20 protein-coding genes are annotated in these 22,260 nt (G+C 55.2%); 7 read left to right on the forward strand and 13 right to left on the reverse strand.

The genetic code is table 11. The annotated features are described in order from the left end of the window. Window positions 1–425: 425 nt before the first annotated feature. Window positions 426–2,150 (reverse strand): penicillin-binding transpeptidase domain-containing protein, encoded by a 1,725-nt coding sequence (locus BG55_RS14060; RefSeq protein ID WP_034938599.1) that lies wholly within the window; start codon window positions 2,148–2,150, stop codon window positions 426–428. A 346-nt stretch (window positions 2,151–2,496) separates the two neighbouring features. Next, window positions 2,497–4,770 (reverse strand): molybdopterin guanine dinucleotide-containing S/N-oxide reductase, encoded by a 2,274-nt coding sequence (locus BG55_RS14065; protein WP_034938758.1) that lies wholly within the window; start codon window positions 4,768–4,770, stop codon window positions 2,497–2,499. A gap of 205 nt (window positions 4,771–4,975) precedes the next feature. On the opposite strand from BG55_RS14065, the gene galR reads away from it, so the two are divergent. Continuing rightward, a complete protein-coding gene (gene galR / locus BG55_RS14070; protein WP_034938602.1) occupies window positions 4,976–5,983 on the forward strand; it encodes an HTH-type transcriptional regulator GalR in 1,008 nt (335 codons plus the stop codon). Window position 5,984: 1 nt separating this feature from the next. On the opposite strand, the gene lysA is transcribed toward galR, so the two are convergent. Beyond that, the gene (lysA, locus tag BG55_RS14075) at window positions 5,985–7,247 is read right to left on the reverse strand and encodes a diaminopimelate decarboxylase (protein WP_034938603.1); all 1,263 of its coding nucleotides are present in this window, start codon (window positions 7,245–7,247) and stop codon (window positions 5,985–5,987) included. A 115-nt stretch (window positions 7,248–7,362) separates the two neighbouring features. Between lysA and BG55_RS14080 the strand changes: the two genes are divergently transcribed. After that, window positions 7,363–8,283 carry a LysR family transcriptional regulator gene (locus BG55_RS14080; RefSeq protein WP_034938605.1) on the forward strand — a complete coding sequence of 307 codons (921 nt, stop codon included), beginning with the start codon at window positions 7,363–7,365 and terminating at the stop codon, window positions 8,281–8,283. On the opposite strand, the gene BG55_RS14085 is transcribed toward BG55_RS14080, so the two are convergent. Continuing rightward, window positions 8,280–9,443: an MFS transporter gene (locus BG55_RS14085; protein WP_034938607.1), complete on the reverse strand. Its 1,164-nt coding sequence runs from the start codon at window positions 9,441–9,443 to the stop codon at window positions 8,280–8,282. The genes BG55_RS14080 and BG55_RS14085 overlap by 4 nt on opposite strands. Before the next feature lie 464 nt (window positions 9,444–9,907). Between BG55_RS14085 and BG55_RS14095 the strand changes: the two genes are divergently transcribed. Together BG55_RS14095 and BG55_RS14100 are read left to right on the forward strand one after the other, a co-directional pair. Next, a complete protein-coding gene (locus tag BG55_RS14095) occupies window positions 9,908–10,531 on the forward strand; it encodes a hypothetical protein (RefSeq protein WP_034938613.1) in 624 nt (207 codons plus the stop codon). 106 nt (window positions 10,532–10,637) lie between these two features. Next, a complete protein-coding gene (locus BG55_RS14100; RefSeq protein ID WP_034938614.1) occupies window positions 10,638–11,297 on the forward strand; it encodes a DUF1345 domain-containing protein in 660 nt (219 codons plus the stop codon). A gap of 94 nt (window positions 11,298–11,391) precedes the next feature. On the opposite strand, the gene BG55_RS14105 is transcribed toward BG55_RS14100, so the two are convergent. Beyond that, window positions 11,392–11,610, reverse strand: a complete 219-nt coding sequence (locus BG55_RS14105; protein WP_034938617.1) for a hypothetical protein — start codon at window positions 11,608–11,610, stop codon at window positions 11,392–11,394. A gap of 359 nt (window positions 11,611–11,969) precedes the next feature. Between BG55_RS14105 and BG55_RS14110 the strand changes: the two genes are divergently transcribed. Further along, on the forward strand, window positions 11,970–12,257 hold the full coding sequence (locus BG55_RS14110; RefSeq protein WP_034938619.1) for a hypothetical protein: 288 nt from the start codon (window positions 11,970–11,972) through the stop codon (window positions 12,255–12,257). Between the two features lie 219 nt (window positions 12,258–12,476). On the opposite strand, the gene lysS is transcribed toward BG55_RS14110, so the two are convergent. From lysS to xerD, 5 genes are all read right to left on the reverse strand, one after another. Then, entirely contained in the window at window positions 12,477–13,997 is a 1,521-nt protein-coding gene (gene lysS / locus BG55_RS14115; RefSeq protein WP_034938621.1) for a lysine--tRNA ligase, read from the reverse strand. A gap of 9 nt (window positions 13,998–14,006) precedes the next feature. Then, a protein-coding gene (gene prfB, locus BG55_RS14120; RefSeq protein WP_152542783.1) for a peptide chain release factor 2 occupies window positions 14,007–15,105 on the reverse strand; the annotation gives its coding sequence in 2 pieces (ribosomal slippage) (window positions 14,007–15,029 and window positions 15,031–15,105; 1,098 coding nt in all). A gap of 136 nt (window positions 15,106–15,241) precedes the next feature. Then, entirely contained in the window at window positions 15,242–16,960 is a 1,719-nt protein-coding gene (gene recJ, locus BG55_RS14125; protein WP_034938624.1) for a single-stranded-DNA-specific exonuclease RecJ, read from the reverse strand. Between the two features lie 5 nt (window positions 16,961–16,965). Next, window positions 16,966–17,667: a bifunctional protein-disulfide isomerase/oxidoreductase DsbC gene (gene dsbC, locus BG55_RS14130; protein ID WP_034938625.1), complete on the reverse strand. Its 702-nt coding sequence runs from the start codon at window positions 17,665–17,667 to the stop codon at window positions 16,966–16,968. A 43-nt stretch (window positions 17,668–17,710) separates the two neighbouring features. Then, on the reverse strand, window positions 17,711–18,604 hold the full coding sequence (gene xerD, locus BG55_RS14135) for a site-specific tyrosine recombinase XerD (protein WP_034938628.1): 894 nt from the start codon (window positions 18,602–18,604) through the stop codon (window positions 17,711–17,713). Window positions 18,605–18,701: 97 nt separating this feature from the next. Here xerD and fldB point away from each other — a divergent pair, with 97 nt between their 5' ends. Beyond that, a complete protein-coding gene (fldB, locus tag BG55_RS14140) occupies window positions 18,702–19,220 on the forward strand; it encodes a flavodoxin FldB (RefSeq protein ID WP_034938631.1) in 519 nt (172 codons plus the stop codon). Between the two features lie 195 nt (window positions 19,221–19,415). Here the strand turns inward: fldB and BG55_RS14145 are convergent, their stop codons facing one another. Continuing rightward, complete coding sequence (locus BG55_RS14145; protein ID WP_034938638.1) at window positions 19,416–19,826, reverse strand: protein YgfX; 411 nt, start codon at window positions 19,824–19,826, stop codon at window positions 19,416–19,418. Beyond that, on the reverse strand, window positions 19,807–20,073 hold the full coding sequence (gene sdhE, locus BG55_RS14150) for an FAD assembly factor SdhE (protein ID WP_034938641.1): 267 nt from the start codon (window positions 20,071–20,073) through the stop codon (window positions 19,807–19,809). Before sdhE ends, BG55_RS14145 begins: the two co-directional genes overlap by 20 nt. Before the next feature lie 218 nt (window positions 20,074–20,291). Between sdhE and ygfZ the strand changes: the two genes are divergently transcribed. Beyond that, window positions 20,292–21,272, forward strand: a complete 981-nt coding sequence (gene ygfZ / locus BG55_RS14155; protein ID WP_034938643.1) for a tRNA-modifying protein YgfZ — start codon at window positions 20,292–20,294, stop codon at window positions 21,270–21,272. A 34-nt stretch (window positions 21,273–21,306) separates the two neighbouring features. On the opposite strand, the gene trhA is transcribed toward ygfZ, so the two are convergent. Beyond that, window positions 21,307–21,960 carry a PAQR family membrane homeostasis protein TrhA gene (trhA, locus tag BG55_RS14160; protein WP_034938645.1) on the reverse strand — a complete coding sequence of 218 codons (654 nt, stop codon included), beginning with the start codon at window positions 21,958–21,960 and terminating at the stop codon, window positions 21,307–21,309. Window positions 21,961–22,260: the final 300 nt, after the last annotated feature.

Raw genomic sequence — 22,260 nt, forward strand, 5'->3', positions numbered from 1 at the left:
ATTTCGTAATCAACCGCTTATAATTTTTATTTCCCGCCATCAGCCGACGGATTCACCGTGTAACTTGCTGGTTTAATTGCCTGAATCAGACAGTCATTATCTCGTATTGCCGATTTGCAGAATAAATGCAGCAGGTAAGAATTTATCAGTAACCTTAACGTCAGACGGGAAAAAATCAGATGTGGTTGCCAGAATGGCCTGTAACGAGGCAAAAAAAACCCACGCATCCGCGTGGGTTGGTGCAATTTAACAGGGTGTAAATCTGCCGGGAGCAGATTGCTTTCTCACCAATCAATACCTCTGGGATAATCATCCTCGCAGCTGTGCTCCCGACCTGCCAGCAGCAAAACGCAACGGAGTTAGCGAAAATGCTACCAGCTGTAAAACCTTTGCGGCTTTGTTTACCGACCTTTGCAGAGCGTAACTCAGGTGCCACTGTGGGTGCTGTAAAGTGCATCCGGTGCCACGTTCATATGTTTCAGCACCGGGCCAATAATGTTGCCAAATACCGGCGCGGCAACCGATCCACCGAAGTGATCGCCCGCCGTTGGGTGGTTAATCATAATCACCAGCGCCACCTGCGGATTGCTGGCCGGTGCCACGCCAGCGGTATAGTTGATATAGCCACCATCATATTTACCGCTGCTGCCCATTTTCTCTGCCGTACCGGTTTTAATCGCCAGACGGTAACCCGGCACCGCCGCGCGCACCCCACTGCCGCCGGGTAGTGCATCGCTCTCCATCATATGCACCACTGAGCGAACGATATCCTCATCGGCCACCCGCGTGCCCATTACCGGCGGCGTCACTTTGGTGATCGACAGCGGGCGATAGACGCCGAAAGAGCCAAGGGTGGCGTATTCACGGGCGATTTGCAGTGGCGTGACCCGCAGACCATAGCCAAACGAGAAGGTGGCGCGTTCGATATCGGCCCAACGCTCACGGTGTAGCGGAAAATAGCCCACGCTTTCTCCGGTCAGTCCCAGGCCGGTTGGCTTGCCCAGTCCAAACGAGCGGTAAGTATTGACCAGCACTTCCGCAGGCATCGCCAGCGCAATGTGCGATACGCCAATATCGCTGGATTTTTGCAGAATGCCGGTCATCGTCAGGCGCGGCCAGTGGCCCACGTCGCGGATCAGGTGGCCATTGACGCGATACGGTGTGGTATCCAGCACTGAGTCAGGACGCACCAGCTTACGGACCAGACCTTCCATCACCACCAGCGGCTTCACCGTTGAACCCGGCTCATAGCTGTCGTTGATCGCGGCGTTACGCATCTGCGTGGGCGAGACATCGCCAAAATTATTGGGGTTAAATGACGGATAAGAAGCCATGCCGAGGATTTCGCCGGTATCAATCTTAATCAGGACCGCCGCCCCGGAGTCAGCTTTGTTCAGCAACACGCCGTCACGCAGTTTGCTGTAAAGGGTGTATTGATCAAATTTATCAATACTGAGCTGCACCGTGGGGGGCTGGCGTGGCGGCTCATAGTTGATCATCGCCACAATGTTGCCATTGGCGTCCTGGCGATATTTTTCTTCGCCCGGCGTGCCCTGAAGCACCTTATCAAAGCCTTTTTCCAGCCCGGTCAGGCCGCTGTTTTCCGCCCCGACGATACCGATAAGCGGCGCGGTCGCCTCGCTCATCGGATAAAAGCGGCTGTCGTCATACACGGTGGTAATCCCGGCCAGATGCAGCTTTGCAATGTCTTTGGCGATCCCCAGCTCAATTTTGTGGCCGAGATAGAGGAAGCGTCGGGTGGGACTGGCGTTAATCTGGCGGGCAATATCCTCCGGCCGCTGGTCCAGCGCATTCGCCAGATACTGCCATTTTGCGCTGGTAAAATCCGGGTGCGCTTCCAGCACGCGCTGCGGATCGGCAATGATATCGCGCGAAGGCACGCTCAGCGCCAGCGCTTCACCGTTGCGATCCAGCAGCGTCCCCCGGTTAGTGGGGATCGCCACCGTGCGCAGTGAGCGCTCATCCGCCTCTTTCTCCAGCATCGGATGGTTGATCAGCTGAAGATCGCCGACCCGCGCCAGCAGTAAAACCAGGCAGGTCAGCACACCAAAGCAGATCAGGCGGAAACGGAGAGGGTTAAAAGGCGCTTTCGCCTGGTCTTTAGCCAACAGTTTCTTTAAGCGGGGCATGGATTCTTTCACAGCTGATCGGGATAACTGATTGTGGGTTATATAAAAAATGCCGCCAGGATAACAGGGAAACTGTGTTTCAGCCTGTGATTGCCAGGCCGTTGATCGGCAGGGAACGCGGGGATTTCAGTTAGAATTCATTTTATTACCGCACTCAGGCGGTGTGCAGATAAAAAAAACCTGCGCATCGGCGCAGGTTGGTGAAATTAAAGCATGAAGACTTTTTGATGTTCACCCATCAATACCTCTGGGATCAGCACTGTAGCAATGCGGCTGACCCGGCAGCCAGCCCTCATTCGCAACAGTTATCCGCAAAATGTAACCAGCTATGAGATTGTTATTTTTATCATTCAGCTGTCGCGGCGCGTTTAATCTCCACCAGGCAGCTCATGGCGTTTGGGCCCTGGGTCAGGGACGACGTGCCGATATCCAGCGTCAGCACATTCGGATTACCGGCCCGGTCGTAAGGTTGCCAGGTCTTGCCAAAGCCGGGATCGAACCAGGCACCGGTGGCGATCAACACCACGCCTGGGCTGACGCCATCCGTCAATCGCACTCCGGCCAGCATCCTGCCACGATCGTTACTGACGTCGATGACCTCACCATCCGCAATCCCACGCGGGCCGGCATCCTGCGGATGCATCCACAGTGTTTCGTGACCGGCGGTTTTCGCCGCCTGCACCGTTGGCGTGGCATCCATCTGACTGTGCAGACGGTCGCCAGGCTGAATGGAAATCATATGCAACGGGAAGCGCTGGCTTAATCCGGCACCCAGCCACTCTCTCGGCGGCTGCCACTGCGGGTGTGGCGCGAAATCATCAAGCTGATAATCGGCAATCGTCTTGCTGAACAGCTCAATTTTGCCGCTGGCGGTCTTGATTGGATTGGCAACGGGATCGTCACGAAACGCCTCCATAAAGACAAAAGGTTTGCCGCCGGATGGCACCTCCACATGGCCTTCCCGCCAGAAGGTCTGGAAATCAGGCCAGTCAATCCCCTTCTCCTGATGCGCCCGGGCGCACTGCTGATAGAGGTATTCGATCCACTGCGCCTCGTTGCGCTGTTCGGTAAAAGTATCGCGGTAACCCAGTCTTTCTGCCAGATCGGCAAAAATATCAAAATCGTTACGTGCCTGATGCTGCGGTTTAATTGCCTGATGCAACGCCAGCACAAAGCGATCGCGCGAGGAACCGCCAATATCGTTACGTTCAAGCGTGGTCGTCACCGGCAGTACGATATCGGCCATCTGCGCCGCCGGGGTCCAGACGATATCCTGGACAATCACCGTATCCGGCCGCTGCCAGCCCTCCACCAGGCGATTCAACTGCTGATGGTGATGGAAAGGATTACCGCCCGCCCAGTGGATCAGGTGGATTTCCGGGTAAGTATGGGTCTGCCCCTGAAAACGGTAAGGCTCATTGGGGTGCAACAGCATATCGCTGATGCGGGCCACCGGGATCGCCCGATCGGCAATCGGATTGACGCCGGTAGACATCAGCGGGGCCGGGCCTTCAACGCGCGGATTACCGACGCTGTTCATCGAGCCATGACCGAAGGAGAAGCCCGCCCCCGGCAAACCCGGCTGCCCCAGCATCGAGGAGAGCGCAATCATCATCCAGTAAGGCTGCTCGCCACGGTGGGCGCGCTGCACGGAATAGGAGCAGGTGATAAAGCTGCGTTTGCCGCTCAGCTGCGCAGCCAGCAGTCTGATACGCGCGGCCGGAATGCCGGTAATCTCACTGGCCCACTCCGGCGTCTTGGGTGTGCTGTCCGTCTCGCCCAGCAGGTAGCTGCGCAGCTGTGGCCAGCCGACGCAGTGTGAAGCGAGAAAAGCGTTATCCACAGCGCCAGAGCGTTCAATTTCGTAGCCCAGCGCCAGCATCAGCGCCACGTCGGTGTTGGGGCGGATCGGAATCCACTCGGCATTGACAAAGGCGGGACAGTCATCGCGCATCGGGCTGATATTAATCACCGGTGTGCCTTTTGCCGCCAGTTCCAGCAGCGCCGGTTTCAGGCTGTGCTGCCCCGCTCCGCCGGAAGCCACCTGGCTGTTTTTCAGCGCCAGCCCGCCAAAGGCGACAAAAATGTCGCAATGCTCCACCACCTGCGGCCAGTCGGTGACGCGCCCGGTCAGCGGCATATAGGTGCCGATAATGTAGGGCAGGAAAAACTGCGCCGCTCCCCAGCTGTAGTTACCAAGCTGGTCGACACCGCCGCCGCCGGTAAAATAGAAACGGCGGATCAGCGTGCGGGCATGGTTAACACGCCCCGCAGAAGACCAGCCGTAAGAACCCGAAAAAATGCCGGTGGGGCCGTAACGGTCACGCACCCGGCGATTCTCCTCCGCCACCAGATCCAGCGCGGTTTCCCAGTCCACGGCGACAAAATCTTCCCGCCCACGCAGGGTGCGGTCACTTTTCTCGCGGGATTTGAGCCATGAACGGCGAACCATTGGCTGGCGGATGCGCTTGTCGGAATAGACCAGCTCCGGGATGGTATTCAGCATCGGCGACGGATCCTGGTCAGCGAAGAACGGCTCACAGCGGACAAGCTTGCCATCTTCGACAACGGCGGTGAAGGCGCCCCAGTGGGCGAGGTGCGGCACTTTTATTATGGTCATCAGGCGTTCCGGCAGGCTTTTCGGCATTATTTAACCGCAGAATAACATTATTCAGCGCCGGTTTTGAATCGCTTGCCGGCGGATAATCTTTGCGCGGCTTTTATCAGGCTTTGCGACGCCGCTGACATTCTGTCTGCTTGAAGTAACAGGAGAATTCCGCAACACTGGGCGGATGTAAACGTTTACCCAGGAAGGCTTACGATTTATGGCCACGATTAAGGATGTTGCCAGGCTGGCTGGCGTTTCCGTCGCCACGGTTTCCCGAGTCATAAACAATTCACCGAAAGCCAGTGAAAGTTCACGGCAGGCGGTGAACAGCGCGATGGTGCAGTTACAGTATCATCCCAATGCCAACGCCCGTGCGCTGGCGCAGCAGTCAACCGAAACGATGGGGCTGGTGGTCGGTGATGTTTCCGATCCCTTCTTCGGTGCGCTGGTCAAGGCGGTGGAGCAGGTCGCCTATGAGACCGGCAATTTTTTACTGATTGGCAATGGTTACCATATTGAGCAAAAAGAGCGTCAGGCGATTGAGCAGTTGATTCGCCATCGTTGTGGCGCGCTGGTGGTCCACGCCAAAAAGATCCCGGATAACGAGCTGTTACCGCTGATGGCACAAATCCCCGGCATGGTCCTGATTAACCGGGCGCTGCCGGGCTATGAAAAACGCTGTATTGCGCTGGACGATCGCTACGGTGCCTGGCTGGCAACCCGCCACCTGATTCAGCAGGGGCACCAGAATATTGCCTTTATCTGCTCGAACCATCCTATTTCTGACGCCGAAGATCGGCTTCAGGGCTATTACGATGCGCTGCGTGAACACCATCTGCCCTGTAATGATCGGCTGGTGGCGCAGGGTGAACCGGATGAAGTGGGCGGCGAACAGGCGATGACAGAGCTGCTCGGACGCGGTAAACCCTTTACCGCCGTCGCCTGCTATAACGATTCGATGGCCGCCGGTGCGCTGGCGGTACTGAGTGACAACGGGGTGCGGGTGCCGGAAGAGATGTCGCTGATTGGCTTTGATGACGTACTGGTTTCACGCTATGTCCGGCCACGTCTGACCACCATTCGCTACCCGATTGTGACCATGGCGCAGCAGGCCGCCGCGCTGGCACTGGCGTTAGCCAATAACCAGCCGTTACCGGAAGTGACCAATATCTTCAGCCCGACGCTGGTGCGTCGCCACTCGGTGGGTGCGCCGGGCCAGAGCTGAGTTATGCCAGCTGCTGTTCCAGCGCCAGCAAATCCTCTATCGTCTGGGCGCGGCGGATAATCCGCGCCTGACCGTTTTCAAACAGCACTTCCGGCAGCAGCGGGCGGCTGTTGTAATTTGAGGACATAGAGGCACCGTAGGCACCGGTATCGTGAAACACCAGGTAATCGCCCACCTGCACATCCGGCAGCGAGCGCGTCTCTACCTGGCCGCCTTCCAGCTGCGTAAAGACATCGCCGGATTCGCACAGCGGCCCGGCCACCACGCTTTCCACGGTGCGTTGTTCATCAAGCTGATGCCCTTCTCCCGCCATCGCGGAGATATGGTGGTAGCTGCCATACATCGCAGGCCGCATCAGGTCACTAAACCCGGCATCCACCAGCACGAAGTGACGGCTGCCCATCTGCTTAACGGCACGAACCTGAGAAACCAGCACGCCGGACTCCGCCACCAGGAAACGGCCTGGCTCGATTTCCAGCTTCACCGGGTGGCCCAGATGCTGCTCAATGCGTTTACGCGCCGCATCCCACAGGCTGAAATAATGATCGGTATTGATCGCCTCTTCGCCCGGACGGTAAGGAATCGACAGCCCGCCACCTGCGGAGATGGCATGCAGATCCTGACCGAAACTGACCACCTGATGCACCATCGCATCGCAGACCTGCTCCAGGTGACCATAGTCCACGCCGGATCCGATATGCATGTGAATGCCAACAAGCTTCAGCTGATGACGTTGCAGCGCGGCCAGCGCCAGCGGCAGATCCTCAGGCCAGATACCGTGTTTGCTGTTTTCGCCGCCGGTATTGGTTTTCTGGCTGTGTCCGTGGCCGAACCCCGGGTTGATGCGCAACCAGACCGGATGTCCCGGAGAGACCTCGCCCAGTTGCTCAAGCATATCCACTGACCCGGCATTGACCGGAATTTTCAGTTCAGCCACCCGCGCCAGCGTCGGCACGTCAAGCACATCGGCGGTGAACACGATGTCATCGCCACCGGGCTGGAATCCGGCGACCAGCGCACGCTCAATTTCTCCGAGGGACACCGAATCCACTCTCACCCCGGCTGCCTGCATCAGCCGCAGAATATGAATATTGGAACAGGCTTTCTGCGCAAAACGCACCACGTCAAACTGCTGTAACTGTGCGATGCGCGCGCGAATAATATCGGCATCATAGACCCACAGCGGTCCCCCTGACTTTTGCACCAGTGGCAGAAGGTTATCGCGGTTGAGTGCAGTTTCCGTGTTACTGAGCAGACGTGGCATAAAATTTCTCCTGAGGGTAAAGGCCTATTACGCCACAGCGAGGCAATGATTAAAAATATCTGTTTTAAGGCACTCTATTCATCCATGATATGGCTTTGATTTTCAGGAGCGGGCAATGACGGGCATTACGCTGCGCCATGTTGAGATTTTCCACGCGGTGGTCACCACCGGTAACCTGACGGAGGCGGCAGCGCTGCTGCATACCTCGCAGCCGACGGTGAGTCGCGAACTGGCAAGATTTGAAAAACTCAGCGGGCTGAAGCTGTTTGACCGGGTGCGCGGTCGCCTGCAACCCACGGTCCAGGGATTGCGGCTGTTTGAAGAGGTTCAGCGTTCATGGTACGGACTGGACCGCATTATCAGCGCCGCCGAAGGACTGCGCCAGTTTCGCCAGGGTGAGCTTTCCCTCGCCTGCCTGCCGGTGTTTTCCCAGTCGCTGCTGCCGCTGCTCTGTCAGCCTTTTTTACAACGCTACCCGGAGGTCAGTCTGAACATTATTGCGCAGGAGTCGCCGCTGCTGGAGGAGTGGCTCTCCGCCCAGCGCTATGACCTGGGGTTGACCGAAACCGGTCAGACGCCTGCCGGTACTGAACGCACCGAACTCTTCACCGCAATGGAAGTCTGTGTCCTGCCTCCCGGAGATGAACTGGCGCAAAAAAACTGCCTGACCCCGCAGGATTTCAGTGGCAGAAACTACATCAGCCTGTCACGCACCGACAGCTATCGTCAGCTACTGGATAAACTGTTCAACGAGCAGGGAGTGGAGCGGCGGATGGTGATGGAAACCCACAGCGCGGCATCGGTCTGTTCGATGGTCAGAGCCGGAGTTGGCGTGTCGGTAGTCAATCCGCTGACCGCAATGGAGTATGCGGGCAGCGGCGTGACCATCAGACGCTTCAGCGCCGAAATCCCCTTTACCGTCAGTCTGATCAGACCGCGCCACCGCCCCTCTTCTGCACTGACGGATGCCTTCTGCGCCCATCTGCAACAGCATATCAGCCTGTTTACTCAGCGACTGGCGGCGCTGTTAGATTAAGCCCGGGCGGTTTGCGGCCGCCCGCCTGAACGACGAAAGGTAATCAGAGACACCAGCAGGCCAGCCACTGCCAGCCCGGCAGCCACTACCGGCACCGCCGTCAGTCCAAAGCCAGAGCCGATTACCGCGCCGCCAGCCCAGGCACCAAAGGCATTACCGACGTTGAAGGCGGATATATTCAGCGTCGAAACCAGATTGGGCGCGTCCTTACCGTGGCGTACCACGTTAATCTGCAAGCCGGGCACAATGGCAAAGGTCGCCATCGCCCAGAGAAACAGGGTAATTTCCGCCAGCCATACCGCATGGCTGGTCCAGCTGAACAGCAGCGAGAACAGCGCTATCAGTGAAAAGCTGAGGATCAGGCTGAATGACACTTTCCAGTCGGCCAGCCTGCCGCCAAGAATATTACCCACCGTCAGGCCTGCGCCAATCAGGAACAGCGTCCAGCTGACGCTCCGATTGCTGATGCCGGTCACCTGCAACAACAGCGGCGCAATGTAGCTGAACAGCGCAAACATCGCCGCGGCAAAACAGACGGTCATCAGCAGCGACAGCCACAATTTGCCGTTAGCCAGCGCGCCAATCTCACTGGCGAGATGCACCGGTTTTTCGTCCCGGTTGCCAGGCAGACTAAACAGCAGGGAAATAAAGGCCAGCAGGCCGATAGCCGATACGCCCCAGAAAGTGGCGCGCCAGCCGAGAAGCTGACCAAACCAGGTCCCCAGCGGTACACCCAGTACGTTCGCCAGCGTCAGTCCGGTAAACATCAGCGCTACCGCTGAAGCCTGTTTACCCGGCGCGACCAGGCTGGCCGCCACCACTGAGCCAATCCCGAAGAAGGCACCATGACAGAGCGCGGTAATCACCCTTGCCAGCATCAGCAGGTTATAGCTGTATGCCAGCGCACAGAGGATGTTACCGACAATAAAAATTGCCATCAGCAGAATCAGCGTACTTTTACGCGGCAGCTTTGCGGTCAGTAAGGTCATTATCGGCGCGCCAATCGCCACCCCCAGCGCATAGCCGCTAATCAACCAGCCGGCAGAGGGGATCGATACCGCTAAATCGGCGGCCACTTCCGGTAGCAATCCCATGATGACAAATTCCGTGGTGCCAATGGCAAAGGCGCTCAACGCCAGCGCCAGTAAGGAAACGGGCATGTTTCTATCTCCAGATATTCTTCAGGTTTTACCACCAGTCATTCCCGGTAGTAAAAGAGCTCGGACTCCGCTCTAATAGTGACTAAAATTGATCTACATCACAAATATCATTTAGCTTAAGTATGATAGATGCTTACATACCGTTAACATTAAGCATCCGTAACGGCTCTGGCGGCCCTGAGCAGGGGATCCGTGCGCTGAAAAGTACGATGCTGTTGCATAACAGGCCCAGTCAGAGCCTGATTTATCAGCCTGACTGTTAATGAATTTTTATCAGTAAAACTCAGATCGTTCTTAGTTTTGTCGTTCAGCAGCGACAAACAATTGTCATTTGACGCAGAATGCATCAGGCTTTGTGTTAAGTAAAAAAGATTAAAGCTTCTTGAGCGTTTGCCGATACCTCGATGACGGATTACCGGGCGTTTGATGTGACGTGCTTGATCAATTCTTTTCGAGGACTAAAAATGCGATGCGCAATAAGCCTGCTATCTCTGATACTGGCCGGGTGCTCAGTTGGGCATTATGAGTACAGCCGCGAAGCGGAAAAACGGGTCGATATGACCGTTACCGGTATTCCAACCGTGTTGGGCATTGGTACATTAGGCACCACCATTCCCCTGACGTCTGAATACAGCCTGACCGCTGCCCATGTGGCAAAATATTCGCTTTACCGGGTCAAAGCCAGACACCCACTGTGCGATCTGGCGGTGGTCTATCACCCCAATCCCAACATCCAGCCGCCACATTTTCGTAACGGACATATTGGCGACAAAATCAACATGTATGGCTACAGCTTTATTTCCGCCATGCCGGTGGCCTCTACCGGCACCAGCCTGATCAATACCGGGCTGCAAAATGACTGGAATAAGCTGGGATGTGTGGTGGTGGCCTCCGATGCGGGGGTGGTGAAAGGGATGTCCGGTGGCGCGGTCTACAACGCGTCTGATGACTCCATCGCTGGCGTTATTGTGGGTTATTCTGACCGCATTAATGACTTAAAAACCGGCAAGGCACTGTACAAAAACGTCTCGCTGTATGTTCCTTATGCCAGCTTTAAACAGTGGCTGGATACCGCCATCAAGTCATGATTGCCGGGAAGCCTGTTCGTTCAGCGAAAAAAGCAGAACGCCCGGGCGTTTTCCCGGTCACCGTCTACAGTTGACTGATTGAGCATTCACGTAGAAACGCCACATCATGTCCAGTTCTCTGACCACCCACCTGTTTGCCCGGCTGCGCCTGATTTTCGCTGTTGCTGCCGGTCTGATTTGTTACTTTGTCCTGCCTGCGCAATCAGGGCAATTGCAACGTTTGCTGATAAGTTGGAATGTGCTGGCGTGGATCTATCTGGCGCTAATCTGGTTTCGCATGTTGCGTACTGATGCCGATAAGATCAGGCATATCGCCAGCGTCCAGGATCAAAGTGCCGCGCTGGTGCTGACGCTGGTGATCGTGGCCTGTGTGACCAGTATTGTGGCGATCCTGAGCGAGCTGCCGACGCTGAAACACCTCACCGGTTCGGCGCGCACACTGCATCTGCTGCTGACGGTACTGACCCTGATTGCCTCATGGGCATTACTGCCCAGCGCCTTTGCCATGCACTATGCTCACCAGCACTATCTGCATCGTAGCGACAGCCTCAGCCCATTTATTTTCCCGGAAAAAAACGCCAGGCCAGGGTACTGGGATTTTCTTTACTTCTCTTTTACCATCGCCGTGGCAGCGCAAACCGCCGATGTGGCAACGGGAACCACCGGGATACGCAAACTGACGCTACTGCAATCAGTCATCTCATTTATTTTCAATCTGGCCGTTCTGGGACTGTCGGTGAATGTCGGAGCCGGTTTGCTGAACTGATACCCGCTGCCGACCGCTGAGAGAAAAGTAAGCCTGGCCTCGGATCACCGTGACGGGGTCAGAGGCGCAGGCAGATGAGCTGTGGAGACCTTGCTTATTGTTGATTCTGCTGCTTAGCCGCCTCTTTCTGTTTTTTACTGGCCATATGATGCCCCACCGCACAACCTGCCGCCGCCCCGGCAACGCCATGATGTTTGATATGACCCGCCACGCCGCCTACCGCGGCCCCTTTCAGGCAGCCTTTCGCGTCGGCCTGCGAACTGACCGCCATAAGAAGACCGGCAGTGATAACGATTATGGAAAGCTTGCGCATCAACTTTACTCCCTGAGAATGAAAACAGCCTGATTAGCCAGACTGTGAGTTGTGATAATCCTGAGCATAGTCGAAGCGGACATTGATGGGGTGCAGCCCGCATAAACCTTAAAACTGTCTTACCGGCTGTTACGATTTCACTGGGGTTGATAGTTCAGGGCCTGGAGATCATACGTGGGTTGATGGCGTCCGACGGGGGAATTTTCGACTGCGTCCGGGTGTGGTTTCGGAAGATTGTATAACTCTTAAAAATAATTCAGATTTTGCCTTGCTTCGTGGGTGCCTTATGAGGACACCGCTGGTAAACGTACCTTGCATGAGAAGACTTAAAGCGCGTGGTTACATTGAGGTAAAAAGTTATGGCTATGGTGAAGATTGTCCGGCGAAGCGCTAAGACAGTTCTGTTTATCTTGCTGTTCTGTCTCTTTGCCCGGCTGATTGACTCTTCAAAATTTATCAGTCCGGGAGCAGCTAACCACTTTTCTTCCTGGTTGCATGGCAGTGCAAGTCAGGAAAATTTTGACGATTTATGGTTTTTCTCAGATGTACTGCTCACCCTGCTGGCTTCGGCTGTGGCTTATAACGTAGTTGTGGTGTTATATCACAAGGCGATAAAACGCCGGGCGTGTCGGGTGCATCAGCACTGAATTTTTGATGCAATTACGCAAGGCCCGGCCTGATTCATGAGGGTGCGGCCTCTCCCCCTCTTATTATGCGGTGTTGCAAAGTTTGTCAGCGCAGACTGCGGCTGGGATGGCTCAGCGCTGACAGAAAAGTTGTGATGGCAGATATAACTTTTTTCTGATCCCGGTCAGTAATAAAAAAAAGGGGCGAATGATTTCGCCCCGATACTGAATGCAGAGAGATTACTTACTGCCAGGCCGTAAAGCCGGGAACAGGATCACATCACGAATCGTGTGGCTGTTGGTAAACAGCATCACCATTCTGTCGATACCAATGCCCAGACCCGCAGTCGGTGGCAAACCATGCTCCAGCGCGGTGACGTAGTCTTCATCGTAGAACATCGCCTCATCATCACCCGCGTCTTTGGCATTCACCTGCTGAAGGAAACGTTCTGCCTGATCCTGCGCATCGTTCAGCTCTGAGAAACCGTTGCCGATTTCACGTCCACCGATAAAGAACTCAAAGCGGTCAGTGATTTCCGGGTTGAGATCGTTGCGCCGCGCCAGCGGTGACACTTCGGCCGGGTATTCGGTGATAAAAGTGGGCTGGATCAGATGGCTTTCCGCCGTCTCTTCAAAGATTTCCGTCACCACGCGCCCCAGTCCCCAGCTTTTCTCGACTTTGATGCCCAGCGACTGTGCAATCGCCGTCGCTTTTTCCATATCATCGAGATCGGCAAGGTCGGTTTCTGGCCGGTACTTCAGGATCGCCTCTTTCATGGTCAGCTTTGCAAAGGGCTTACCGAAGTCAAACTCCTCTTCACCATAAGGCACCACGGTGCTGCCCAGCACCTCCTGCGCCAGCGTACGGAACAGGCTCTCGGTCAGCTCGATCAAATCCCTGTAATCCGCATACGCCATGTAGAGTTCCATCATGGTGAACTCAGGATTATGGCGTGGGGAAATACCTTCATTGCGGAAGTTACGGTTGATTTCAAACACGCGTTCAAAACCACCGACCACCAGTCGCTTCAGATACAGCTCTGGCGCGATACGCAGGTACATATCAATATCCAGCGCGTTATGATGGGTGATAAACGGTCGGGCTGATGCGCCACCGGGGATCACCTGCATCATCGGTGTTTCCACTTCCATAAAATCACGGCCAACCATAAAGTTGCGGATGCCTGCCATAATCTTCGAACGGACTTTAAAGGTGTTGCGCGAATCGTCGTTGGCAATCAGATCAAGATAACGCTGACGGTAACGGGTTTCCTGATCGGCCAGTCCGTGGAATTTGTCCGGCAGCGGACGTAAAGCCTTGGTCAGCAGGCGCAGTTCATGGCAGTGAATCGACAGCTCGCCGGTTTTGGTTTTAAACAGCTTACCGCGCGCACCGACGATATCGCCAAGATCCCATTTTTTAAACTGCTCGTTGTAGATACCTTCTGCCAGGTCATCACGAGAGACATACAGCTGAATGCGCCCCCCCACGTCCTGCAAGGTAACAAACGAGGCTTTGCCCATGATGCGGCGAGTCATCATACGACCGGCGACGCTCACCTCAATACCAAGCGCCTCCAGTTCTTCGTTTTCTTTGTCGTCATAAGCCGCATGAAGCTGCTCTGACAGGGTGTCACGACGGAAATCATTCGGAAATGCCACGCCATTTTCACGCAGCGCACTGAGCTTTTCGCGACGCGTTTTCAGTTCATTATTCAGTTCCAGTGCGGCGTCAGCACTCTGCGGTTGTTGTTCAGACATGTCAGTTCCTTATAGTCCTGCTTTCAGACTTGCTTCAATAAATCGGTCCAGATCGCCATCCAGCACCGCCTGGGTATTGCGGGTTTCCACGCCGGTGCGCAAATCCTTGATACGGGAGTCATCCAGTACATAAGAGCGGATCTGACTGCCCCAGCCAATGTCGGATTTGTTATCTTCCAGCGCCTGTTTCTCAGCATTTTTCTTTTGCATTTCCAGCTCGTACAGCTTCGCTTTCATCTGCTTCATTGCCTGGTCTTTGTTCTTATGCTGAGAACGGTCATTCTGGCACTGCGTGACGGTATTGGTGGGAATATGGGTGATACGCACCGCAGATTCTGTCCGGTTTACGTGCTGACCACCGGCACCCGAGGCGCGATAGACGTCGATACGCAGGTCAGCCGGGTTGATTTCGATATCAATATCGTCATCCACTTCCGGATAGATAAACGCAGAGCTGAACGAGGTGTGGCGGCGACCACCGGAATCAAATGGACTCTTACGAACCAGGCGATGTACGCCGGTTTCCGTACGTAACCAGCCAAAGGCATAGTCGCCCATAATGCGCAAGGTGGCCGATTTGGTGCCGGCAACGTCACCTTCAGATTCTTCAATGATTTCAGTTTTGAAGCCTTTCGCTTCGGCCCAGCGCAGATACATCCGCACCAGCATACTGGCCCAGTCCTGGGCTTCGGTGCCGCCGGAACCGGCCTGGATATCAATATAGCAATCCGCACTGTCGTACTGACCGGAGAACATGCGGCGGAACTCCAGCTCTGCCAGTTTTTTCTCCAGCGTATCCAGCTCTGCCACGGCTTCGTTGAAGGTATCTTCATCTTCGGCTTCCACCGCCAGGTCCAGCAGGCCGGAAACGTCTTCCAGACCCTGACTCATCTGATCCAGTGTCGCAACAATGGCTTCCAGCGAGGAACGCTCTTTGCCCAGCGCCTGCGCGCGCTCAGGCTCATTCCACACGTCCGGCTGTTCCAGCTCGGCGTTAACTTCTTCTAAACGTTCTTTCTTCGCATCGTAGTCAAAGATACCCCCTGAGAACGCCGCTGCGCTCAGAGAGATCCTGAATTCGGTTTTTTACCGGGTTAATTTCAAACATGTTTTCAGTCTTCTACAATCTGCAATGTAATGGCGTAGTTTACCCGAATTTACGGGGGGTTTATAGCGTTGAAAAGCGTGATTCGCGGGCTTAATCAGGCTGTTGTTGGCGGTCGCGCGCCCTCATCCAGCCCCTTTTACAACGGCCAGATTCGTTCAATAATCAGCTGCACGCTGCGATTGCCGCGAAACTCGTTGATATCAAGTTTATAGGCCAGCGTGACCTGTCTGATGCTGGGATCAGGCCACAGGGTGGTATCAATATTAAAAGCGATACCGTCGATCAACGGGCCGCCACCGAGAGGTTCCAGCATTACCTTCAGGTGTCGTTCTCCCACCAGGCGCTGTTGAATAAGCTTAAATTTGCCGTCGAACTGCGGCTCCGGAAAGGCCTGTCCCCACGGCCCGGCATCGCGCAGCAATTCAGCCGTCGGCAGGGTCAGCTCCTGTGCCAGCAGCTCGCCATCCGACCAGACCACCCCCTGCAACACTTCCGCATCCAGTAATTCGCCCACCAGTTCACCAAATTGCTGACGGAAGGTTTCAAACTTTGCCTCTTCCAGCGTCAGGCCTGCGGCCATTGCGTGACCGCCAAATTTGAGCATCAGCCCCGGATTCAGGCTATCCAGCCGCTCCAGCGCATCACGCATGTGCAACCCGGCAATCGAACGGCCTGAACCTTTCAGGGTGCCATCGCCGGAAGGGGCAAAGGCAATGACCGGCCGGTGAAAACGCTCTTTCAACCTTGATGCCAGAATGCCAACCACCCCCTGATGCCACTCCGGATGATACATAGCAATACCTGTCGGCAGTGCCTCGCTGCTGCGTTCAAGTCTGTCGCACAGCGCCAGCGCTTCCGCCTGCATCCCCTGCTCTATCTCTTTGCGCGTCTGATTTAACGCATCCAGTTCTGCCGCCAGCATTCGGGCCTGAGCCAGGTCTTCACTGAGCAACAGTGCCACGCCGATGGACATATCATCAAGCCGCCCCGCCGCATTCAACCTGGGGCCCAATGCAAAGCCAAGATCGTTTGCCGCAAGTTGGCGGGCGTCTCGCCCGGCGATCTCCAGCAAGGCCCGGATCCCCACCCGGCACTTACCGGCGCGAATGCGGTTGAGTCCCTGCCAGACCAGAATGCGATTATTGGCATCGAGCGGCACCACATCGGCAACGGTGCCCAGTGCCACCAGATCAAGTAGCTCAGCCAGATTCGGTAATGTTTCGACACCGCTTTCTCGCAATCTGGCGCGCAAAGCCAGCATCAGGTAAAAGGCCACACCCACACCGGCCAGCGTTCGGGAAGGAAAGGCGCAGCCATCGAGGTTTGGATTAACGATAGCCTCTGCCTCGGGCAGGGTTTCGCCCGGCAGATGGTGGTCGGTGATCACTACCGCGATGCCTTTTTCATGCGCCAGACTGACGCCAGCATGGGAAGAAATACCATTATCCACGGTGACTATCAGCTGTGCGCCGCGGGCAGCGGCCTGCTCCACCACTTCCGGACTCAGACCATAGCCATCATCAAAGCGATTGGGCACCAGATACTTAACGTTACGTCCCCCCATGCTGCGCAGCGCCAGCACCGTCAGGGCGGTACTGGTTGCGCCGTCAGCATCGAAATCCCCAACAATCATGATGCACAGGTCGTCGACAATCGCCTGATGAAGAATCGTTGCCGCCTGCTCAATGCCATCGAGAGAATGGAAGGCATGAAGATACTTTGCGCCGCGCTCCAGTTCGGTTGCCTGCTTAACACCGCGATGCAGGTAGAGACGCCGCAGCAAAGGGTGAAGATCGTCCGGCAGGAGACAGCCTTCCGCCGCCTCCCGGCGACGGAGCTCAGTTTTGCTGTTCACTGCGTTCAGCCACCCTTCTGGCTGTCAAGCATTTGCTTCATTTCCTGTGGTCCCTGGTAGCCCGGAACCATCATGCCGTTCTGCAACAGGATAGCCGGTGTCCCCTGGATGCCATAAAGCACGCCCAGTTGGTATTGTTTAGCAAGATCGATTTTGCAGTCGGCAGGTGAAACGGCTTCGCCTTTCATGGCGGCATCAAAGGCTTTTTTACGATCGGCCACGCACCAGATCGATTTCATATCTTTTGCTACCTGACCATTCATCCCTTCACGCGGAAAAGCAAGGTAGCGGACGGTGATACCCAGCGCATTGTAGTCAGCCATCTGGGCGTGCAGCTTGTGACAATAGCCACAGGTGATGTCGGTAAAGACGGTGATCACATGTTGTTCTTTTGGCGCTTTATAGATGATCATCTCATCGCGCAGTGCTTCAACTTTCTTCTCCAGCAGTTTATTGGTCACATTGACCGGCTGGCCCGCGCTGACGTCATACAGCGGTCCCTGAATGAATTGTTTTCCATCGTCGGTGATATATAACACGCCGCTTTCTGACAGCACGGTTTTCATACCGGGCAGCGTGGAAGGCTGGATTTCAATCTGTTGCAGGCCCAGCTTTGTCAACGACTGACGGATGGCCGCATCGTCAGCATGGGCAAAACCGGTAAATGCGGTTATCAGCAGTGAAAGTAAAAGGTGACGCTTGTTCATTTAATGTCCTTAAAGCCTCATTGTCGGGCTGTTTACCTTCGCGCTAAGCGCGGGGATGATGCTGTTGATGTAACTGACGCAGCCGCTCTGTAGCGACATGCGTGTAGATCTGGGTGGTCGACAAATCACTGTGTCCAAGCAGCATCTGTACGACACGCAGATCCGCGCCGTGGTTCAACAGATGAGTGGCAAATGCATGACGTAGCACGTGGGGTGAGAGTTTCTCGCTGTCGATCCCCGCCAGTGTGGCGTAATGTTTAATCCGATGCCAGAAAGTTTGTCGGGTCATTTGTTGCGCACGGTTACTGGGAAACAGCACATCCAGAGCCTGACCGTTAAGCAACCACGGGCGACCATACTCAATATACTGCTCCAGCCAGTGCACGGCTTCTTCCCCCAGAGGGACCAGCCGCTCTTTATTGCCTTTGCCAATCACCCGTACCACGCCCTGACGCAGACTGAGATTATTCAACGTCAGGCTGACCAGCTCTGTCACGCGCAGACCGGTGGCATACAACAGCTCCAGCATGGCTTTATCACGCAATTCTACCGGCTGTTCCGTTCCCGGAGCCTGAAGCAGACGCTCAATCTGAGCTTCGCTGAGATCTTTCGGCAGCCGCTGCGGCAGCTTTGGTGAGGCCAGAATGGCACTGGGGTCGTCTTCACGCAGTTTTTCACGATAGAGGTACTGAAACAGGCGACGCATGGCGCTGAGCAGGCGCGCTGAGCTGGTGGCTTTATATCCCCCCTCGACCCGTTCAGCCAGAAAAGCCTGTAACTGAGCTGAATCCACCCGCAGCAGCTCCGAATCATGGTGGGCCAGCCACTCCGCCAGCGAGGTTAAATCCAGCCGGTAGGAGGCCAGGGTATTCTCCGCCAGATTTCGCTCTGACCATATAGCGTCAAGAAACTGTTCTATCCGATCGTTATCCTGCACCTTTTCCCCTTACTTTCTGCGCTGACGGCGGCAACGGCCGGGGTGCAATTCTGATATAATCCGCCCCATTGCACCACGAACATTGAGTTAATCAGAAATGAATATTGGTCTTTTTTACGGTTCAAGCACTTGCTACACCGAAATGGCGGCTGAGAAAATCCGCGATTTTATCGGTGAAGATCTTGTTACCCTGCACAACCTGAAAGACGATGCCCCGGAACTGATGGAACAGTATGACATGTTAATCCTCGGCATCCCCACCTGGGATTTTGGTGAGTTACAGGAAGACTGGGAAGCTGTCTGGCATAAACTGCCCACGCTTAATCTACGCGGTAAAGTTGTGGCGCTGTATGGCATGGGCGATCAGGCCGATTACAGCGAGTGGTTCCTGGATGCGCTGGGCATGTTGCATGACATTCTGGCTCCCCTTGCGGTGCAATTTGTTGGCCTGTGGCCAAACGAGGGTTACCAGTTTACCAGCAAAAAACCGCTGACAGCAGATGGCCGCCATTTCGTTGGCCTCGCCCTGGACGACGTCAATCAGTATGACGCTACCGATGAGCGCATTGCGCAGTGGTGTGAGCAGATCCTGACAGAGATGGCAGCCCTGCTTTAATCCGTCAGGCAAACCACCAGTCTGGCGGTTTGCCTGACGCAACAATCCTTTCACGGCCTGATCGAATCTCAATCTGCAACTCGCAGGCTTAAAGACTCTGCGCTGCCTCCCCCTGTCCCTGCCCCTGAACAGTGCGGTTAAGATAAGACTGGCTGCCTGAAGCGCAGTTAAACCAGTAATTGAGGATTACGCCCGTTATTTATGGCGTGGCGTGCCACATATCAAATGTTTGCGCAAATCCCGCCACTCCTCAGCAGACATGCTGTCAGCAACCAGCCACAACTTTTCCTGTTCACCTTTTGCCGAACGCAGTGGGATCAGAATTGCCTGACGGGTTATCCACGGACGTCCGCTGATTTGCCAGCGCCGCTGTCGCCACTGAAACTGTCTTCCCTCAAGCAGGGCAATTTCACCTTCCCTGCTGCCGATTCGCCGCTGGCTGCGTACGCATTCAAACACCACCAGCGTCAACAACAGCATCCACACCACCGTGTAACTGGCGGGCCAGGGGGCAAGCAGTAAGGCGATGATCACCATGCCATGCAGCAGCAACGAGACCCACTGCGCACGCCAGGAGACCCGCAGGTCAGAGTGCCACAGGGCCACGTTGCTTGTTTCGCTGCTGAATCAGTTGCACCATGCGCTTCAGCTCTGCATCAGGCGGTTCGCCGTGGTTCATCAACCAGTTGAACAGATCCGGATCGTCACTTTCCAGCAGTCGAACGAAAACCTGTTTATCGCTGTCGCTCAATGAATCATATTCGTACTCAAAAAACGGCATGATGGAGATATCCAGTTCACGCATGCCGCGACGGCAGGCCCAGTGAACACGGGCTTTATTGTTAATGTCCATTTTATCATCGTCAGTCAGTCAAACATGGCCGTCAGTGTATCGCGTTTTGCACGGGATGTTGATGCAGCAATTTTTAGCTTACGAGCCGTTTCGCAAAGCAGCTGCATTTGTTACAGGGATATCACGCGTTTTGTGCGTCGTTTCCAGGAAACTGGTTGCAAAGCCGGTCGGCTCTTCTAACATGACCGGCAGAGCTTATCTTCATTCAGGAATACATCATGCCGACTTTATCTTTTCCGCCTCGTCAACCTGCGGCTTCATCGCGCCTGCCATTGACGTTGATTTCACTGGAAGAGTGGGCGCTGGTTCAGGTAACCGGCGCAGACTGCATCAGCTATCTTCAGGGGCAGGTGACGCTGGATGTCGCTGCGCTGTCTGCCAGTCACCATCTTCCTGCCGCGCACTGCGATGCCAAAGGTAAAATGTGGAGCAATCTGCGTCTTTTTCATCGTGGTGAAGGGCTGGCCTATCTGTTACGACGCAGTCTGCGCGATGCGCAGATTACGGAGCTGAAAAAATATGCTGTGTTCTCAAAAATCAGTATCAGCGCCGATGACGACGCGATTTTGCTTGGCGTGGCGGGTTTGCAGGCGCGGGCGGCGTTAGCCGGCTGTTTTGACCAGTTACCCGATGCTGAAAACCCTGTGGTGCAGCAGGGTGAAACCACCCTGCTGTGGTTTGCTCTGCCTGCCGAACGCTTTATGGTGGTAACCCGCCAGGATATCGCGCTGACGCTACAGGATGCGCTGAAAGGCCAGGCGCAGCTCGCCGACAGCGCACAATGGCTCGCGCTTGATATCGAAGCCGGTTTCCCGGTAATTGACGATGTCAGCAGCAGCCAGTTTATTCCACAGGCGACCAATCTTCAGGCGCTGGACGCCATCAGTTTTAAAAAAGGGTGTTACAGCGGTCAGGAGATGGTTGCCCGGGCGAAATTTCGCGGTGCAAACAAGCGCGCGCTCTACTGGCTGGCGGGTACAGCCACGCATCTTCCGGCGGCTAACGACGGGCTGGAGCTGAAGCTGGGTGACAACTGGCGTCGTACCGGAACCGTTCTCACTGCCTGCCGCCTGGATGACGGTACAGTGTGGATTCAGGTGGTGTTGAATAACGATCTTGAGCCTGACAGTGAGTTACGTGTGCAGGGTGATGAAACGGGCAAGCTGACCATTCAACCGCTGCCCTATGCATTAAGCTGAGCAACCTGACCAGGGGCCATCCGGCCCCTGTTATTCAGGATACGTAGAGATAGATCGCCAGAAAATGGCAGAGGCTTCCCCCCAGCACAAAGCCGTGCCAGATTGCGTGGTTGTAAGGGATTTTTTTCGCCACGTAGAAGATAACCCCCAGCGAATAGATAACGCCGCCCAGCGCCAGCAGCCAGACGCCGCCCGGCGAAAGCTTTAACGTCAGCTGATAAATGACGATCAGCGACAGCCATCCCATCAGCAGATAAGTGGTGACCGACAGTGCCTCAAAGCGCTGCACGAACAGTAATTTGAACACCACGCCAATCAGCGCCAGACTCCAGATGACCACCATCAGGGCATGTGCCAACGGCGACTTCAGTCCAACCAGCAAAAATGGGGTGTAGGTGCCCGCAATCAGCAGGTAGATGGCGCAGTGATCCAGCTTTTTCAGCCAGTATTTTGCCCGCTGAAAGGGGATAGCATGGTAAAGGGTGGAAGCCAGAAACAGCAGGATCATGCTGCCGCCATACAGGCTGTAGCTGGCAATCGCCATGATGCCTGCCTGGGTGTCAATGGCATGATTCAGCAGCAGGACCAGTCCGACAATCCCCAGAATACAGCCGATACCGTGGCTGATACTGTTAGCCACTTCTTCGGCCAGCGAATAGCCGTGTGCAAGTAACGCTTTATTGGCCATAACACTTACTCCCTGGAATGAAACGGGCTTGCTGATACCGGGTAATATCAGCGCTCAGTACTGTTAATATCGGCCAGCACGCCCGAAAATTGAGCAGGTTTAGCGTAACTGAGAATAATTTCAGAGTACACATGTAAGCTAAAATAAACTGTGAATGGCTGTAACAGCAGTAAATCCGCGATTTTTTCGCAACCTGCACAAAATAATCATCACAAGGCGGCGGAGAAGACTTACTGAAAACAGATCGAGAGTCAGGAAAATGATTTCATTGCCGTCCCTGCGCGGCGGACAACTCTGTGA

This window comes from Erwinia mallotivora (assembly GCF_000590885.1).
GTDB lineage: Bacteria > Pseudomonadota > Gammaproteobacteria > Enterobacterales > Enterobacteriaceae > Erwinia > Erwinia mallotivora.

Coding starts and splice junctions, on each gene's coding strand:
- BG55_RS14100 (WP_034938614.1), top strand. CDS start 10,638: ATGTCCAGTTCTCTGACCACCCACCTGTTTGCCCGGCTGCGCCTGATT.
- trhA (WP_034938645.1), bottom strand. CDS start 21,960: ATGGCCAATAAAGCGTTACTTGCACACGGCTATTCGCTGGCCGAAGAA.
- lysA (WP_034938603.1), bottom strand. CDS start 7,247: ATGCCACGTCTGCTCAGTAACACGGAAACTGCACTCAACCGCGATAAC.
- BG55_RS14085 (WP_034938607.1), bottom strand. CDS start 9,443: ATGCCCGTTTCCTTACTGGCGCTGGCGTTGAGCGCCTTTGCCATTGGC.
- sdhE (WP_034938641.1), bottom strand. CDS start 20,073: ATGGACATTAACAATAAAGCCCGTGTTCACTGGGCCTGCCGTCGCGGC.
- BG55_RS14080 (WP_034938605.1), top strand. CDS start 7,363: ATGACGGGCATTACGCTGCGCCATGTTGAGATTTTCCACGCGGTGGTC.
- BG55_RS14060 (WP_034938599.1), bottom strand. CDS start 2,150: ATGCCCCGCTTAAAGAAACTGTTGGCTAAAGACCAGGCGAAAGCGCCT.
- fldB (WP_034938631.1), top strand. CDS start 18,702: ATGAATATTGGTCTTTTTTACGGTTCAAGCACTTGCTACACCGAAATG.
- BG55_RS14110 (WP_034938619.1), top strand. CDS start 11,970: ATGGCTATGGTGAAGATTGTCCGGCGAAGCGCTAAGACAGTTCTGTTT.
- BG55_RS14065 (WP_034938758.1), bottom strand. CDS start 4,770: ATGACCATAATAAAAGTGCCGCACCTCGCCCACTGGGGCGCCTTCACC.
- ygfZ (WP_034938643.1), top strand. CDS start 20,292: ATGCCGACTTTATCTTTTCCGCCTCGTCAACCTGCGGCTTCATCGCGC.
- galR (WP_034938602.1), top strand. CDS start 4,976: ATGGCCACGATTAAGGATGTTGCCAGGCTGGCTGGCGTTTCCGTCGCC.
- dsbC (WP_034938625.1), bottom strand. CDS start 17,667: ATGAACAAGCGTCACCTTTTACTTTCACTGCTGATAACCGCATTTACC.
- lysS (WP_034938621.1), bottom strand. CDS start 13,997: ATGTCTGAACAACAACCGCAGAGTGCTGACGCCGCACTGGAACTGAAT.
- BG55_RS14105 (WP_034938617.1), bottom strand. CDS start 11,610: ATGCGCAAGCTTTCCATAATCGTTATCACTGCCGGTCTTCTTATGGCG.
- BG55_RS14095 (WP_034938613.1), top strand. CDS start 9,908: ATGCGATGCGCAATAAGCCTGCTATCTCTGATACTGGCCGGGTGCTCA.